Raw genomic sequence first — 14,680 nt, 5'->3', positions numbered from 1 at the left:
GTTTTGCCCGCCCCTTTCTCACCCAGGACGACCAGTCGGCCCCGGTCGAGCCGTCGGTAGAGTTCGTGTAGTTGCGGAAGCCCGCCGCTGCGCACCAGGCGCGGTCGGCGTCCGACGGCTGGAATGCGTTGTGGCCCGGCGCCCGCAGACACCGGGGCCGACACGTCCTCGGCCGACGGGGCGTTCGGCACGGAGGTCGTCCACTGCCAGGCGACACGCAGCGCGACCGATACCGTGATGCCTCGGGAAAACGCCTCCTTGCGCCAAAACGCCTGGGACTGGCGAGCGAGTTCTGCCACTGCCGAATCGAGTTGGTCGTCTGTGGCACGTCCCCCTCGACTACGCAGTTTGGCCCACACCTGCCCGACACCTCCGATCGTGATCGCGAGCGGCGCGAGCAGGCCGCTCACCACGTTGGCCGCGTCCACCTGCTTGGCATTGGCAAGCACATAGGAAGCACCGACCACCGGTAGCGCGAACAGCAGGACAAGGGCGACAACGGCGATGATCTTCTGTCCGCTCTCACGCACTTGGGCAGTATGGACCCGCCTGAGGGCCAGCTGCCAGCAATTGCCGGGCGTCGAGCGCCCAAGGTGAGGGCGTTCCGTCATCGCAGGTTCCGCGGGAGCACGGCAGCGGCGTAGGTACCCGCCGCGTGCCGCCGTTCGATCACCCCTGCTGATCGGGACCGCGTGCTGAGGGCAGACCACCCGGACATGTTGACTTCGCGGAGCAATCTGGCAGCCGCTGACACCTCGATAAAGCGCGAGCTGAAGCTGCCACGCGCGGTCATTGTGAAACGGTCAGCGGTAGCCGCCGAACCTCCGCTCATCGGCATGAGCGCACATCAGTCGGCACACGACCTGTACCAGAGAGGCGAAATGAGTCAGGTGAACTGCGCCTTTTCGCCACGTGCGACCCGAGTCGCACGTGGGCCAGGCCTGCCGCAGTTCCGGTCGTGTCAGAAGGTGGGGCAGTATTCGCCCGGCGGGCAGTTGTCCAAGAACGACGCGACCCAGGTCAACAGCTCCACCGCGAACGGCCCGAAGAACAGCAGTGCGACGAGGACCAGCGCGTAGATCGGGATCATCAGAACGGCCGTGAGGACGAACTCCGGGGGCCAAGGGCCCGACCGGAACCCCCTGGTCCGCAGGGCGATGCCGCCCACGAGCACGGCAAGGCCGACGAAGGTCCAGGCCAGTGCGGGTGCGAGCGTGACCGATGCCCAGGCCAGAGCGGTGTACGCCCAACCGAATTCGAGGTGTTCGGAGAGCCAGGACCCGTTCAGCCTCGCGCCGCAGCCGGCCAGGAGGCCGAACACCCCGGCGGTGATCATCGACAGGATCAGGGCGGATCGGCCCTCGGAAGGCCATTCGGTGGCGCGGGTGGGTGGTGTCTGAGCCATGGGACACCTCGCAGTGGATGCTCCGTTTCAGAGTATGTCTATACTCCGAAACGGAGTACCCGGCAAGGCGGAGGAGGCGTGTTTGCCTGGCAGGACCAAGAAACTCACCTCGGTGTCCTACGGCATCCTGGGTCTGCTCGGGCTGCGTCCGCACACGCCCTACGAGCTGGCGCAGCAGTTCAGGCGCAGCGGCACGTTCTGGGCGACGGCCGAGAGCGTGGTCTACAACGAGCCCAAGGCGCTGGTGGCCCACGGCCTGGCCTCAGCGGCCGCCGAGGCCAGCGGCGGGCGCCGCCGCACCCGTTATTCGATCACCCCGGCCGGGCGTGCGGAGCTGCGCCGCTGGCTGTCCGACCCCGCCGCCGAACCGCAGTTCCAGTTCGACGCGATGATGAAGATCCTGTTCTCCGACCTCGGCGACAAGGACGACCTGCTCGGCGCCATCGAGGCGATGCGCGCCTGGGCCGATCGGACCCAGGCCGGCGCGGCCATGATCACGCACGACCACACGACCGGCGACGAGCCCTACCCCGGCCGGGCGCACATCGTCGGCCTGACCCAGGCGTACCGGGTCGGGCTGGCGCAGATGACCCGGCAGTGGGCGGACTGGGCCGAACAGCAGGTCCGGTGCTGGCCCGACACCCACAGCGGCCCGGACCCCACCGGCCTGCTGACCCGGCTGGGCGCCGGCCGGACCCCCTGGTAGCCCGGCGGACCTCACGTCCCGCCGTGCGGCCGACTGCCGTGAACACCATCGTCACGCCTCAAGCCCTCGGGGGATGCGGACGGTGCGGGGCGACTGGGCGGTCACGGTGCCGCCGTGGGCCTCGACGAGGTGCCGCACGATCGGCAGGCCCAGCCCACCGCCGCCGGTGTGCCGCGTCCGCGATCGGTCTGCCCGCCAGAAGCGGTCGAAGACGTGCGGCAGGTCGCCGGGAGCGATGCCGGGACCCGTGTCGCTCACCGTGATCACCGCTTCGCTGTCGTCGGCGAACGCGTGCACGGCCACCTCGCCGGTGGTCGGCGTGTCCCGCAGCACGTTCGACGAGGCCTTGCGCAACACGCTGCGCAACTGGTCCGACGCGGACGCCCTGGCCGCAAACCCGTTGGCCCACAGCACCCTTGTGCCACCTGACACCGACGACCGGGCCACCGCGCTGCGCCGGCACCTGGAAACCCTGCGCGCCGAACGGCAGGGCGCCAAGGCACATGCGGCCCTGACCGTCACCTACCTGGTGGGCAACGTGACGCAGGAGGCGGTGGCCCGGCGGCGGCCCGTCCCCCTCAGCAGCTATCGAGCTTTCGGTAGATCAGGCGGATGTTCTGCGGGCCGGCCGAGGCACGACGGCGTTCGAGGAGCTCGTCCAGCAGAGCGACGACCGGGCGGCGGCGATGCCGGGTGAACACGGGACGCCAGAGGAACAGGACGAGTTCTCCGCCTGGCCGGAGTACCCGGTGTGCCTCGCGAATGGCGGCCAGCGGGTCGGGCATCTCCTCGAGGCTGTAACCGTAGAACAGGGTGTCGGCCTGGTCGTCTGCCAACGGAAGCTTGCAGCCGTCACCGGCCAGAAAGGACGTTCCCGCACCGGGCACGCCGTCCAGTCGCTGCTGCAGTGATCGCATGGCCGACGGTGACGGGTCGAGGGCGATCAGAGTGTTCTCGTTGCCCAGGTGGGTTTTGAGTGCCGTGGTGTAGAAGCCGCCTCCGCTACCGACTTCGAGGCAGACCGTGCCGGGGCGCCGGTTGATCACGCGCAGGTCGTGGCGGGGCAGGTCCCATCCGAGGATCATGCGCAGGACCGGGCTGCTGATCAACCGGTACAGGCGGTCGGGCGTGCGCCAGCCGCCGCTGACACCCGGCTGCGCCGGACGTGTCGTGCTGGTCTTGAGATCAAGCTCGGTCATCGTTGTGTGATTCCTTCGTTGTGGGCAGCGCACGTGCCGCGGCGACAGTGGCGAGGACGAACAGGACGGCACCGACCACCAGCGCGGCTCGCAGGCCGGTCACGAACGCGGCACGGGCCAGTTCGAGCAGCTGAGAGCCCGCTCCGGGCGGTAGTTCGGCGGCAGCGGCTGTCGCCTCGGTGAGGCCGTCGCGCGCTTGTGCCGCCGCGCCGGGAAGACTGGCCGAGTAGATCAGGGCGGCGACGCTGCCCAGGATCGTGACACCGAGCCCGGCGCCGAGCTCGTAGGCGGTCTCCTCCACAGCGGCCGCCGCGCCCGCCTGTTCGGCCGGTGCGGCGGCCAGCAAGGCGTCGGAGGCGGCGGTGAGCGAGATCGAGACACCGAACCCGGTCGCCGCCAGCACCGGCCCGAGCAGCCACAGGTTCTCGGTCACCGTCAGACCTGCGGCGGCGACCGACAGGGCCACCGCACTGACAGCGAACCCGGCGACCGTCAGCCGTCGATTCCCGAACCGCTGCAACAACGGCCCGGCGACGACGCTGCCGATGACCGCCGACGCCATGACGAACATCAGTCGCAACGCGGCGGGCATGGGCTGCAGCGCGAGCACGAGCTGGAGGTACTGGGCGAACAGCAGGCCCAGGCCGACCAACGAGGTCATGACCAGCAGGACGCTGCTGACCGCGACGCTGAACGCGCGGTCGCGGAACAGCGTCACGTCGAGCAGCGGGACAGGCAGTCTTCGTTGCCGCCGGACGAACGCCACGAGCAACAGGCACCCGAGCAGCCCGGCAACCGGACCGAGCACGTACATCGTCCCGCCGTGCGGGGTCTGCTTGACCGCGAAGGCAATGCCGATGACGCCCAGCCCGGCCAGCACCGCGCTGAACACGTCCCACGGCCCGTCCGGCGGGTCCGCGGACTCCGGGATCAGCCAGTAGGTCAACGGAATCGCCACGACCATCACCGGCACGTTGATCAGGAACGCGGCGTGCCAGGAGAACGCCTCCACCAGGAACCCACCGAGCAGCGGCCCGAGCACCGCCCCCGAACCGGCCACTCCACTCCAGATGCCGATGGCCGTCTGGCGTTCGGCACGGTCGGGAAACGCCTGGCGCAACAGCGACAGCGTGGCCGGCATGATCATCGCGCCACCGACACCGAGCACGGCCCGCGCGGCGATCAGCACCGCAACGTCGGGCGCCCACGCGCAGGCGAGTGAGGCCAGCCCGAACACGACGTACCCGAGCACCAGAATCCGTCGCCGGCCGTAACGATCGCCCAACGTGCCGAAGGCGAGCAGCAGGGGTGCCGCGACCAGCGAATAGACCGCGATGATCCACAGTTGGCTGGTGGCGGTGGGCCGCAGGTCCTCCGACAAGGCGGGCAAGGCCATGTGCAGCACGGTGGCGTCCACGGACACCAGCAGCAGACTGGCGCACAAGATCGCCAGCACGAGCCAGCGCCTGCCCACCAGCACTCGGGGAGGAACGGTCACAACCAGTTGGCCTTACGCAGGTGGCGATGCACGGTTCTACTCTGGCCAATTCCGGTCCGTGGCACGTCATCTTTCAGGCGCTCGTGAATCATCCTGTGGTAGTAGAAGCGCAGGTCCGGCTGGCCAGGCCCACGTTAGCCGACAGCCGCTTGACCTCCACCGGTTTCCTGTCTTCTCACGGGGAGTTCCAGGACGCCACGCTCGACCTCGGCACGTCCGACGACGGACCCGCGCCGGCGGCCGACCGGCCTGAGCGCCGTTCTAACAGTCGTCTCAGGTCCGCTCGGTAGGAAGTAGACATCGCCGGGCGACGCGGTCTCGGACTCGCCGGCATGGCCGAACGTGCCGCGCTACGGCGGCATGGTCGGCGCCGGCCCCGCACCGACGGCGGCTGGATCGCCCACGTGACCCTGAAAGGCAGCCGTTCATGATCTCTGTGCTCGTGGTGGACGCCCAGCCGCTGCAGCGCTTCGGGTTTCGCATGCTGCTGGAGAGCACTCCCGACACCGAGATCGTCGGCGAGGCCGAGAACGGCGCCGAGGCCGTTCGGTGGGCCACCGAGCTGCACCCCGACGTGGTGCTGATGGACATCCGCGTGCCGGGCGCCGACGGGATCGAGGCCACCCGTCGCATCGTCGCCGCCAGTGGGCGTTCGCGAATCCTCGTGCTGACGACGTTCGACGTGGACCGGTACGCGTTCGCCGTGCTGCGGGCCGGGGCGAGTGGGTTCCTGCTCAAGGACACCCGCCCGGAGGAGCTGCTCGCCGGCATCCGGGCCGTCGCCGCCGGGGACGCGGTGATCGCGCCGGCGCTGACCCGGCGGCTGCTCGACGCGTTCGCTGACCAGCTCGACGACGACCTCGGCGGGCCCGTGCGGGAGGATCCCCGGCTGGACTCCCTGACCGGGCGCGAGCGCGAGATCCTCGTCGCCATCGGCCACGGCCTCACCAACGGCGAGATCGCGCAACGGTTCACGTTGTCGGAGTCGACGGTGAAGACCCACGTCGGGCGTGTCCTCGCCAAGATCGGCGCGCGGGACCGGATCCAGGCCGTCATCCTCGCCTACGACATGAGACTCACCCGGCCGATCTAGCGCTTCATCCCGCGCGTCCGCCGGAGCTCCGAAGATCAGGCGAGCACGACCTGGCCGTCAACGACCTTGATCGGGATCTTGATCAGCGGCGTGGGTGCCGGCCCTCCGGTCACCTGTCCGTTCTCGTCGTAGGTGGCGCCGTGGCAAGGGCACCGGAATCCAGGGCCGACGTAGGAGACCGGGCAGCCCTGATGACTGCAGGTGGCGTTGAACGCCAGGAAGGTGTCCGGCGCCGGGCGCAGGAGATGGGCGGGCATCCCGTTCGGCGTCGTGAAGCTCTTCGACGAGCCGACGGCGATGTCGTCGACCGCGGCGATCACCGGGCCGTGGCTCACCGAGTCCGCAGGCGAGCCGGCAGGGCGCCGGGCGAGTGCCAGCACGCTGCCCGCGGTGACTGAGGCAGCGGTCGCCGCCCCCGCGATCAGACCGCTCCGCAGCACCGTGCGCCGCTCGACGTCGTCCTGCACCGTCCCGTCTTCCTCCGGCGTGGGGTGCACCGGCAGGCCGAGCCCGTGCCGCACTCTCGCACGCAGCCGGGCACTCAGTGACAACACCCCGGCGTCGCCCGCGATCAGCAACGGGGTCCAGGCGAAGGCGAACACGATGTCGGCCCCGACGTAGTACGGCCGAGTCGCCCAGCTCACCGTCAGGAAGAAGCTGAGCGAGAGGAGGACACCGCCGAGTGCGGCGAGCCGGGTGAACAGCCCGAGCAGGGTGGCGAGCCCGACCGCGATCTCCCCGAAAGCGATCGCCAGCCCGGCGACGGGTCGCGTGGTCGGCGGCCAGCGAGAGCAGCGGGCCGATCGGGGAGGTCGCGGCGGCGTTCACCATCTGCGCGTGGACACCGAGCGGGGAGGTGTCGTCCAAGTAGTGCGTGTCGAGGAGTTTGGAGAGACCGGCGTAGGCGAAGGTGCCACCCAGAAAAGCACGCAGCGGCAGCAACACCCAGACCGGCGACCGCCTCGGGGAATCCAAACGCAGCCGGGTCATGTCGTGGCCGAGTACACCGTCGTGGGCTGAGACACCTCAGTGAGTTCACGCATGTTCGACCCTCCCGTCAGGACTTGCGGGGGAAACCGTCATGATGCCCGCGCACATCTCGTCGCTGGTGCCGTCGCCCCACACCACGTAGCGAGGCGGCAGCTTGCTCAGCTGCGGCAGCTGTTTGCGCAGCCCCGCGTCGTGCGTGCACGTCACCCGCAGCGTGTCACCCGGACCGATCTCCACCGGCGACGGCAGCTTCACCAGCCGCTGGTTGTCGAAGTCGAACTGCGGCACGTCCAGCACTACCTCGGCGTTCGGCTTGCCCGGGTTGAGTTCGACCTTGATGGCACGCCCGAGCAGGTGCATGTGGCCGAAACCGGCGAACAGCGTCATCGGCGCCGGCACCTCGTGGTCGCAGGTCTGGGTGTTGCCGGGCTTCGGCGCGCTCTGGCCGCACTCCTCCAGCTGCTCGTCCGCGGTTCCGCCGACCTCCGGCCCGAACCGCTTCGTCACGTCCGCGATCGAGGCCGCCCGGTCACAGAGCGGACCCGACTCGTCGGCGGTGCAGGGCAGCTCGGTCGGCGCGTCGAGCGGGAACGTGTCGAGTTCCCGTGTCTGCGGCGTGCCGTCGGTCAGCCGCAGCCGCACCGCGGAGCGGTCCGACCCGGCCGGCTTGCCGTCGGTCGTCAACAGGTTGTAGTGCATCTGGAGGATGATCAGGCTGCCCGGCTCCAGCTTGAAGCCGACGTCCTGGGTGAACAGCGTCTCCGTGGCGCCCGGCGCCCAGGTGTCCACCCACGTCGCGCCTGGGTAGGTGCTCTCGTCCTCGCTCTCCACGTCGGCGCCGACCACGCCGGTCCCGCCGAAACACTGCCAGCCGAGGCCGGGGATCTTCGCGTCCTGTGCGCGCACGAGGGCAGCGCCGCCCGGCGGCACCGCGTACACGATGGCGTGGTGCGCGATGGTGGCGTTCTCCGGCATGACCTGGGTCCCGGTCAGGAACGCCGCCTTGGTCAGGCCCGGATCGATCACCTGGCACCGGTACTCGTCCGTGCCGCCGCCCTCCGGCGGCGCGGGCGTGTAGGCCTCGGCCATCTTCAGGTCGAGGAACCGCTCGCCGGCGCGCAGCGGCTGCGGTGCAGCCGGCGACTGGCCCGCGTGCGCGTTGTGCGAGCCGGCCGAGGTGGGTGCCGCACCGTTGCCGGCGTTCGACCCGCAGGCGACGACGGCGAACACCGTCGCCAGCGCCGTGGCGGCCGCCCCAAGCCTCCACAGTGGACTATCAGGTTTCCTCATGGCCTGAACGCTAAGGCCAAATCCGTCCCGTTTCGTCGTACCGCGGTCGTCACTTCGGGAGGGAGGCGGTACGACGGTACTACTCCGCGGCGTCCACACAGGACTGCCGCTACCCCGCTGCGTGCGCTGGGCGCCTGGTCCTGCCAACCGGCCTCAGAACAAGTCGAACAATGCTGTTCGACTTATCGTCCGGCTTGGCCTATCTTAAGTCGAACATAAGTGTTCGAGTTAAGGGGTGGGCATGAGTGGGACGGCTGTGCGAACGAACTGGTGGGTGCTGGTCCTGCTGTGCCTCGCCCAGTTCATGGTGATCCTGGACGTCACGGTCGTGAACGTCGCCCTTCCCGTGATCGCCACCGAACTCGCCTTGGACCGGGCCGCGCTGACGTGGGTGGTCACCGCGTACACGTTGTTCTTCGGCGGGCTGATGCTGCTGGGCGGCCGGCTGGCCGATGCGATCAGCCGGCGGGGAGTGTTCCTGGCCGGCCTGGCCGTGTTCACGGTGGCGTCGCTGGCCTCGGGGCTGGCGGAGAGTGCGACGACGCTGGTGGCGGCACGAGCCGCGCAAGGCGTCGGCGCGGCACTGCTGTCCCCGGCGGCGATGTCGATCATCACCACGACCTTCCACGGGGCAGAGCGCAACCGTGCGCTGGGGGTGTGGGCGGCCATCGGCGGAGCGGGCGCGGCGGTCGGGGTCCTGCTGGGCGGCCTGTTGACGGCCGGGCCCGGATGGGAGTGGATGTTCTTCATCAACGTGCCCGTGGGAATCTTCGTGGCCGTGCTCCTGCCACGATTCGTGCCGTCCGGCCGAAGTGGACGGTCACCGGGAAGGGTCGACGTCCCAGGCGCTGTGATGGCGGTGCTGGCCATCGGCGTGTTGATCTACGGACTGGTGCGCGCGGGCGACACCGGCTGGAGCGGTGGCAGCACGCCGTATTTCCTGATCGCAGGTCTGGGATTGCTCGTGGTCTTCGTCGTCGTCGAGCGCAGGGTCGCTGAGCCGTTGGTTCGGCTGGAGTTGCTGACCCGCCGCCCGGTGGTCGCGGGCAACCTGGTCATGCTCGCGGCGTCCGGCCTGCTGCTGGCGAACTTCTTCCTGAACTCCCAGTACCTGCAGCACGTGCTGCGTCTCGACGCGCTCGAGACCGGGCTGATCTTCCTGCCGGTTGCGCTGGTGATCGGGCTCGGCACCCACCTGGGCGTCCGCGTGGTGACTCGGTTCGGCGGACGACCGGCTGTCGCGGCCGGCTTCGGCCTCGCGGCGGTGGGCGCTTTGCTCCTGGCCCAGGTGCCCGCGTCCGGAAACGCGGTGCTGGCGGTACTGCCGGGCTTCCTGATCTCCGGTCTGGGGCTCGGTGCCACGTTCGTCACGGCGACGATCACGGCGATGGCGCACGTCCGTCCGCACGACGCCGGTACGACGTCCGGTCTGGTCAACACCGGCCACGAGCTGGGCGCCACGCTCGGCATCGCGTTCGTGTCGACCATCGCGGCCCAGAGCCTGCGGGGTGGTGGCGCCGTGGTCACCGGTTTCGGTGCCGCGTTCACCGCGATGGCGATCGTGGCCGCCGTCATCGCTGTCGGGGCGACGCTGCTCGTTCCGGCCGGTCGGCCGCCCGCGATGGATGGTCCGGTGTTCGCGCACTGACCGGCCGTAGGCTTGCGGTCGTGGCCACCACGGAGACCCGGCGCCGCGCTGACGCCGAACGCAACATCGCCGCCATCCTCGACGCCGCCCTGGTGCTGTTCACCGAGGAACCGCAGTCGAGCATGGTGGCGATCGCGCGCGCCGCTGGCGTCGGCCGGGTCACGCTCTACAGCCACTTCCCGTCCCGCGAGGTGCTGCTGGAAGCGGTGCTGGACCGGACGATCGCCGAAGCGGGCGAGGTCATCAAGAAGGCCGCTCCGGAGGAAGGCCCTGCCACCGAGGCGCTCCGGCGGCTGCTGCGGACCTCCTGGAACGTGCTCGACCAGCACCGCAAGCTGTTCGGCCTGGCCCAGCGCGAGCTCGGCCCGGTCCGGCTGCGGCAACGGCACCGCGAGGTCGTCGACCACGTCGAGGGACTGCTCACGCGAGGCCAGGAGGAAGGCGTCATCAGGACCGACCTGCCGATGAACTGGCTGGTGACCACCGTCTACAGCCTGCTGCACGCCGCCGCGGAGGACGTCAACACGGGACAGCTCAAGGCAGAGGACGCCGCTGGCGTGCTGGAGGCGACCCTGCTCCCCGCCATCAGATCCTGAGGCCGGTCGTACCGCGAGGCTTGTAGATCGCGAGCACCAACGCCACGACCAGCACCACGAGCGCTCCCGCGGCGTGCACCACGAACGTCGGCGACCGCAGCGGCTCGAGATCGGCGGTGGGATCCGCGGCGACAGCGGCGAAACGGTCCACCGTCCGCGTGCAAATGAGTAGCACCGCGGTCGCGAACACGTTCAGCACGAGCTTGAAGATCACCCAGTAGTGCCGGAACAGGCCCCACGCGGAGCCGAGCGACGAGACCAGCCCGGTCAGCAGCGAGGCGACCGCGAACGGCAGGACCACGAACCAAACGACCGGCTCGGCGATCAGATTCGCGGCGCGCACGACGTGGTCGTCCGGAGTGGTCACCCCGACGATCGCCACGGCCAGAAACGTGAGCACGGCGCCGAACCAGCCCACCGAGGACGCGATGTGCGCGGTCAGGGTGAGCTTGCGCAGTCGTGGCTTCATCGATGCATGCCTGGACCGTGCTCGATCGGGAGAGCGAGCGCTACGAGGAACAAAACGATCACCACGGCAATGACGATGCCCATGATCTTCACCCAACGCGGTGTGTCAGCCATGTCCGGCATTTTGCGAGACAGTGTGTATTTATCAAGACGCAGTGTCTCGATCCCGTAAGATGTGCGCGTGCCGAAGCTGTGGAACGAGACGATCGAGACGCACCGTCGGGAGGTGCGGCACGCGATCCTGGCCGCCACCGCGGCGCTGGTGGCCGAGCGCGGCCTGCTGAACGTGACGATGTCGCAGATCGCGGAGCAGACCGGCATCGGCCGGGCGACGCTCTACAAGTACTTCGGGGACGTCGAAGCGATCCTGCGCGCCTGGCACGCCGAGCAGATCGCACACCACCTCGCCCATCTGACCGAGGTTCGCGACCAGGCGGCCGGACCCGCTCAACGACTGGAAGCAGTCCTCGAAGCCTTCGCTGTCATCTCGCACGGCTCGCATGGCCACTTCGACACCGACCTCGTGGCGCTCCTGCACCGCGACGAGCGGGTCGGTCACGCGCAGCAACAGGTTCGTCACATGATTCGCGACCTGCTGGCCGAGGCTGCGGCGGCCGGTGAGGTCAGAGTGGACGTGGCACCTGCGGAACTCGCTGTGTACTGCGTTCACGCGCTTACTGCGGCCGGCACGTTGCCTTCCAAGGCGGCTGTTCGTCGGCTTGTCGCGGTCACGCTTGCAGGCCTTCGCCCGACCATCTGATCTTGCCTCGATGGCTGTAGGTGGCCGTGCGTCATCGTCGCGCGACGAGTTGCTCTTGATAGCCAATAACAACCGTCGTGCGCGAAAAATGTTCGAAGCAAGATAGTAGGCCATTAGGGTGACTCAGGTCACACTGTTGGGGCTCGCGTCGATTACTCCTCACAGGGGCAGCACGACGCTGCCTCCTGCCCCGAAGGGAGTGGCCTGCTGTGAACCGACTACGGCGGCTGACCACCGTCGCTCTCCTCGTTGCCGGTGTGCTGGTGATCCCAGCGACGGCCGGCGCGCACGACCCCGATGACGGCGGAACCCACCCGCCGGCCGGTGGTGGCGGGCCGGACCTGCACAGCGCGAACATGACCTTGCTGAAGAACTTGCCCAAGGTCGACACCGCGACCCAGTCCGACCTCGCGTTCGAAGGGAACTACGCGTACGCGGGCACCTTCAGCGGTTTCCGCGTCATCGACATCTCCCACCCCGCGGCTGCGCAACAAGTCACCTTCCAGCCGTGCAACGGCGGGCAGGGTGACGTGTCGGTCTACAACGGACTACTGTTCTCCTCGGTCGACACACCGCAAAGCAAGCCCGAGTGCGACAGCGTCAACACACCGGCCACCAACCCGGCGGCGTGGGAGGGCGTGCGGATCTTCGACGTCCGCGACCCCGCCGACATCAAGCACATCGCATCCGTGCGCACCGACTGCGGCTCGCACACCCACACCCTGGCGCCGACCGGCAAGGGCAGCCTGTTCGTCTACGTCTCCTCGTACGCGGCCACCACGACCTCGGTGGGTCCGCACTGTCAGCAGTTCCACGGCAAGATCTCGGTGATCCATGTACCGCTGCAGAACCCGGCGAACGCGCAGGTCGTGTCGACTCCGCCGACCACCGGCGTGACGGTGTTCGACCCGGCGCGACTCGAGTTCGCCAACCCGGCATTGCAACCCACCACGGGCTGCCACGACATCACCGTCCTCACCCCGTCGAACCTCGCCGCGGCCGCGTGCCTGAGCGTCGGCCAGATCTGGGACATCAGCGATCGTGCGCATCCCAAGGTGCTGCGCACGCTGACGACCCCGCAGGTGCAGGCGTGGCACTCGGCGCAGTTCACCTGGGACGGCAAACGCGTGACGTTCGGTGACGAGGCCGGTGGTGGCGTGATTGCACGCTGCCGTGCGGAGGATCCGCCGACAAAGGGTGCCGTGTGGACCTATGACGTCACTTCCGGAGCGGAGCTGGGTCACTACAAGCTGCCACGCTTCGAGAACGGCGTGTGCACCATGCACAACTTCAACTACGTGCCCGACATCGATCGCGACATCCTCGTGTCTTCCGCCTACACCGGCGGCACGACCGTCGCGGACCTGACAGACCCGGCGAACCCGGTGGAGCTCGGCTTCTACCGCGCGGGCGACCCGATCCTGGCCAACACGTGGTCCACCTACTGGCACAACGGCTTCATCTACGCCAACGACATCAACCGGGGCCTGGACGTGTTCGCACTCGACCACCCGGCCACCGTGGGCGCCGCGTCGCTGCAGCGCGACAACCCGCAAACCCAGGAACGGCTCTTCCCTTAGCCAAGGAGGTTGTCGAGTGTCTCGCAGAGTCATTCGAACAGCTGGTGCGCTCATGGCCACCGTCGTTCTCATCACCCCGGCGACCGCCGTCGCCGATCACGCCACGAACCCGCACACCCCGAACATGCACGCCAAGGGCCACAGTCCGCACCCGGCCACGTTCCTCGGTGTGCCGGACGGCGTCCGGCACGTCAACTCCGACATCGCCTTCTGGGGAAACCTAGCGTTCCATGGCAACTACGACGGGTTCCGCATCGTCGACGTCGCGGACCCGGACAACCCGACCGAGATCGTGCACCAGCGCTGCAACGGCGACCAGGGCGACATCGTCGTGTGGGAGAACATCCTGGTCCGCGCCTGGAACTCCAAGAAGGCCGTTCCGCGCGACTGCGACGGGCAAACCGTCCCGGCCGGGTGGGAAGGGGTGCACGTCTTCGACGTCGGCAACCTGAGCAACCCGAACCTGGTCGCGTCGGTCGAGCTACCGTGCGGCTCGCACACCCTCACCGCGGCCCCGGACAACGGCCGGTTGATCGTCTACAGCAACAACTCCAGCAGCACCGGGTGCGGCACGAGCGGCAACCTGGCGCAGGAGAACGCACTCGGCGACTTCATCGACGTGATCGAGGTGCCGTTCGGGCAGCCGCAGACCGCGAACCTGCTGCGGCGTGAGCCGTTGGCCGGTCCGATCACCAACGCGCGCACCGGATGTCACGACATGGGCGTGATTCTCGGCAGCGTCAACCTGGCCGCGTGCGCCAGCGCGGATGCGACCAACGTCTTCGACGTCGGCGCCAACGCGCATCCCGGCGGCACCCTCGCCGACCCGGTCTTCCTCTACACCGTCAGCGAGCCGGGCGTCGGTCAGGCCGGCACCAACGGCCGCTGGCACTCCGCCACGTTCAGCTGGGACGGCAAGGTTCTCGTCCTGGGCTGGGAACCCGGCGGCGGCTCCGAACCCGAGTGCCAGACCACCGACCCCGACGTCGACAAGAGCATGTTCTTCTACGACGCCCACACCGGCGCCAAGCTCGGCCAGTGGGTGCTGCCACGAGGACAGGACGGTGTCGCGGAGAACTGCACCATCCACAACTACAACATCGTGCCCCTGCGCAACGGCCGCTACATCGCGGTCGGAGGGCACTACCAGGCAGGAACCTGGGTCACCGAGTTCACCGAACCCGCCCACCCTGTGACGATCGGCTGGTCCGACCCGCCGGCGATCAGCCCGCCCGACCTCGGCGGGGCTTGGTCGTCCTACTGGTACAACAACTTCATCTACGAGTCGAGCATCACCGAGGGCCTCAGCGTGTACCGGCTCAGCGGCAACGTCATCGGCGGCGCCCTCCGGCTCGGTCATCTCAACCCGCAGACGCAGGAGTTCTCTGTGCCGTGACACCAGATCGCTGGGCCCCGTCGATGACGGGGCTCAGTTCGAGGGGGAATC

The 14,680-nt window shown here is 68.8% G+C and carries 14 protein-coding genes and 1 pseudogene; 7 read left to right on the top strand and 8 right to left on the bottom strand.

Translation table 11 applies throughout. From position 1 onward, the window contains the following. A pseudogene (locus tag SK571_RS43325) lies at positions 1-530 on the bottom strand (hypothetical protein); the annotation flags it as partial. 431 nt (positions 531-961) lie between these two features. Then, positions 962-1,405, bottom strand: coding sequence for a hypothetical protein (locus SK571_RS43320; protein ID WP_319989928.1), 444 nt, complete (start codon positions 1,403-1,405; stop codon positions 962-964). A gap of 82 nt (positions 1,406-1,487) precedes the next feature. On the opposite strand from SK571_RS43320, the gene SK571_RS43315 reads away from it, so the two are divergent. Then, positions 1,488-2,111 (top strand): PadR family transcriptional regulator, encoded by a 624-nt coding sequence (locus SK571_RS43315; RefSeq protein WP_319989927.1) that lies wholly within the window; start codon positions 1,488-1,490, stop codon positions 2,109-2,111. A 51-nt stretch (positions 2,112-2,162) separates the two neighbouring features. Here SK571_RS43315 and SK571_RS43310 read toward each other — a convergent pair whose 3' ends face one another. From SK571_RS43310 to SK571_RS43300, 3 genes are all read right to left on the bottom strand, one after another. Further along, positions 2,163-2,525 carry a sensor histidine kinase gene (locus SK571_RS43310; protein WP_319989926.1) on the bottom strand — a complete coding sequence of 121 codons (363 nt, stop codon included), beginning with the start codon at positions 2,523-2,525 and terminating at the stop codon, positions 2,163-2,165. Positions 2,526-2,689: 164 nt separating this feature from the next. Beyond that, entirely contained in the window at positions 2,690-3,310 is a 621-nt protein-coding gene (locus SK571_RS43305) for a class I SAM-dependent methyltransferase (RefSeq protein ID WP_319989925.1), read from the bottom strand. Further along, entirely contained in the window at positions 3,297-4,808 is a 1,512-nt protein-coding gene (locus tag SK571_RS43300) for an MFS transporter (RefSeq protein WP_319989924.1), read from the bottom strand. The genes SK571_RS43305 and SK571_RS43300 overlap by 14 nt, the downstream gene beginning before the upstream one ends. 427 nt (positions 4,809-5,235) lie before the next feature. Here SK571_RS43300 and SK571_RS43295 point away from each other — a divergent pair, with 427 nt between their 5' ends. Further along, positions 5,236-5,901 (top strand): response regulator transcription factor, encoded by a 666-nt coding sequence (locus tag SK571_RS43295; RefSeq protein ID WP_319989923.1) that lies wholly within the window; start codon positions 5,236-5,238, stop codon positions 5,899-5,901. Positions 5,902-5,936: 35 nt separating this feature from the next. Here SK571_RS43295 and SK571_RS46525 read toward each other — a convergent pair whose 3' ends face one another. Then, entirely contained in the window at positions 5,937-6,650 is a 714-nt protein-coding gene (locus SK571_RS46525) for a Rieske 2Fe-2S domain-containing protein (RefSeq protein WP_406602111.1), read from the bottom strand. Between the two features lie 286 nt (positions 6,651-6,936). Next, positions 6,937-8,181 carry a monooxygenase gene (locus tag SK571_RS43280; protein ID WP_319989922.1) on the bottom strand — a complete coding sequence of 415 codons (1,245 nt, stop codon included), beginning with the start codon at positions 8,179-8,181 and terminating at the stop codon, positions 6,937-6,939. A 241-nt stretch (positions 8,182-8,422) separates the two neighbouring features. Between SK571_RS43280 and SK571_RS43275 the strand changes: the two genes are divergently transcribed. Both SK571_RS43275 and SK571_RS43270 read left to right on the top strand, forming a co-directional pair. After that, on the top strand, positions 8,423-9,829 hold the full coding sequence (locus SK571_RS43275; RefSeq protein ID WP_319989921.1) for an MFS transporter: 1,407 nt from the start codon (positions 8,423-8,425) through the stop codon (positions 9,827-9,829). A 20-nt stretch (positions 9,830-9,849) separates the two neighbouring features. Further along, positions 9,850-10,425 carry a TetR/AcrR family transcriptional regulator gene (locus SK571_RS43270; protein WP_319989920.1) on the top strand — a complete coding sequence of 192 codons (576 nt, stop codon included), beginning with the start codon at positions 9,850-9,852 and terminating at the stop codon, positions 10,423-10,425. On the opposite strand, the gene SK571_RS43265 is transcribed toward SK571_RS43270, so the two are convergent. Further along, positions 10,415-10,894, bottom strand: a complete 480-nt coding sequence (locus tag SK571_RS43265; protein WP_319989919.1) for a DUF2269 domain-containing protein — start codon at positions 10,892-10,894, stop codon at positions 10,415-10,417. The genes SK571_RS43270 and SK571_RS43265 overlap by 11 nt on opposite strands. A 225-nt stretch (positions 10,895-11,119) precedes the next feature. On the opposite strand from SK571_RS43265, the gene SK571_RS43260 reads away from it, so the two are divergent. From SK571_RS43260 to SK571_RS43250, 3 genes are all read left to right on the top strand, one after another. After that, a complete protein-coding gene (locus tag SK571_RS43260) occupies positions 11,120-11,653 on the top strand; it encodes a TetR/AcrR family transcriptional regulator (RefSeq protein WP_319989918.1) in 534 nt (177 codons plus the stop codon). 209 nt (positions 11,654-11,862) lie between these two features. Continuing rightward, positions 11,863-13,233 carry an LVIVD repeat-containing protein gene (locus SK571_RS43255; protein WP_319989917.1) on the top strand — a complete coding sequence of 457 codons (1,371 nt, stop codon included), beginning with the start codon at positions 11,863-11,865 and terminating at the stop codon, positions 13,231-13,233. A gap of 52 nt (positions 13,234-13,285) precedes the next feature. Next, positions 13,286-14,629 (top strand): LVIVD repeat-containing protein, encoded by a 1,344-nt coding sequence (locus tag SK571_RS43250; RefSeq protein ID WP_319989916.1) that lies wholly within the window; start codon positions 13,286-13,288, stop codon positions 14,627-14,629. Positions 14,630-14,680: the final 51 nt, after the last annotated feature.

The sequence above is a fragment of the Lentzea kristufekii genome, assembly GCF_033949925.1.
GTDB lineage: Bacteria > Actinomycetota > Actinomycetes > Mycobacteriales > Pseudonocardiaceae > Lentzea > Lentzea kristufekii.
This window is presented reverse-complemented; position numbering and strand designations above follow the sequence as displayed.

Bases quoted from the DNA above. Each gene is read 5' to 3' on its own strand.
- SK571_RS43320 (WP_319989928.1), bottom strand. From the start codon at position 1,405: ATGGCTCAGACACCACCCACCCGCGCCACCGAATGGCCTTCCGAGGGC.
- SK571_RS43305 (WP_319989925.1), bottom strand. From the start codon at position 3,310: ATGACCGAGCTTGATCTCAAGACCAGCACGACACGTCCGGCGCAGCCG.
- SK571_RS43295 (WP_319989923.1), top strand. From the start codon at position 5,236: ATGATCTCTGTGCTCGTGGTGGACGCCCAGCCGCTGCAGCGCTTCGGG.
- SK571_RS43280 (WP_319989922.1), bottom strand. From the start codon at position 8,181: ATGAGGAAACCTGATAGTCCACTGTGGAGGCTTGGGGCGGCCGCCACG.
- SK571_RS43275 (WP_319989921.1), top strand. From the start codon at position 8,423: ATGAGTGGGACGGCTGTGCGAACGAACTGGTGGGTGCTGGTCCTGCTG.
- SK571_RS43265 (WP_319989919.1), bottom strand. From the start codon at position 10,894: ATGAAGCCACGACTGCGCAAGCTCACCCTGACCGCGCACATCGCGTCC.
- SK571_RS43250 (WP_319989916.1), top strand. From the start codon at position 13,286: ATGGCCACCGTCGTTCTCATCACCCCGGCGACCGCCGTCGCCGATCAC.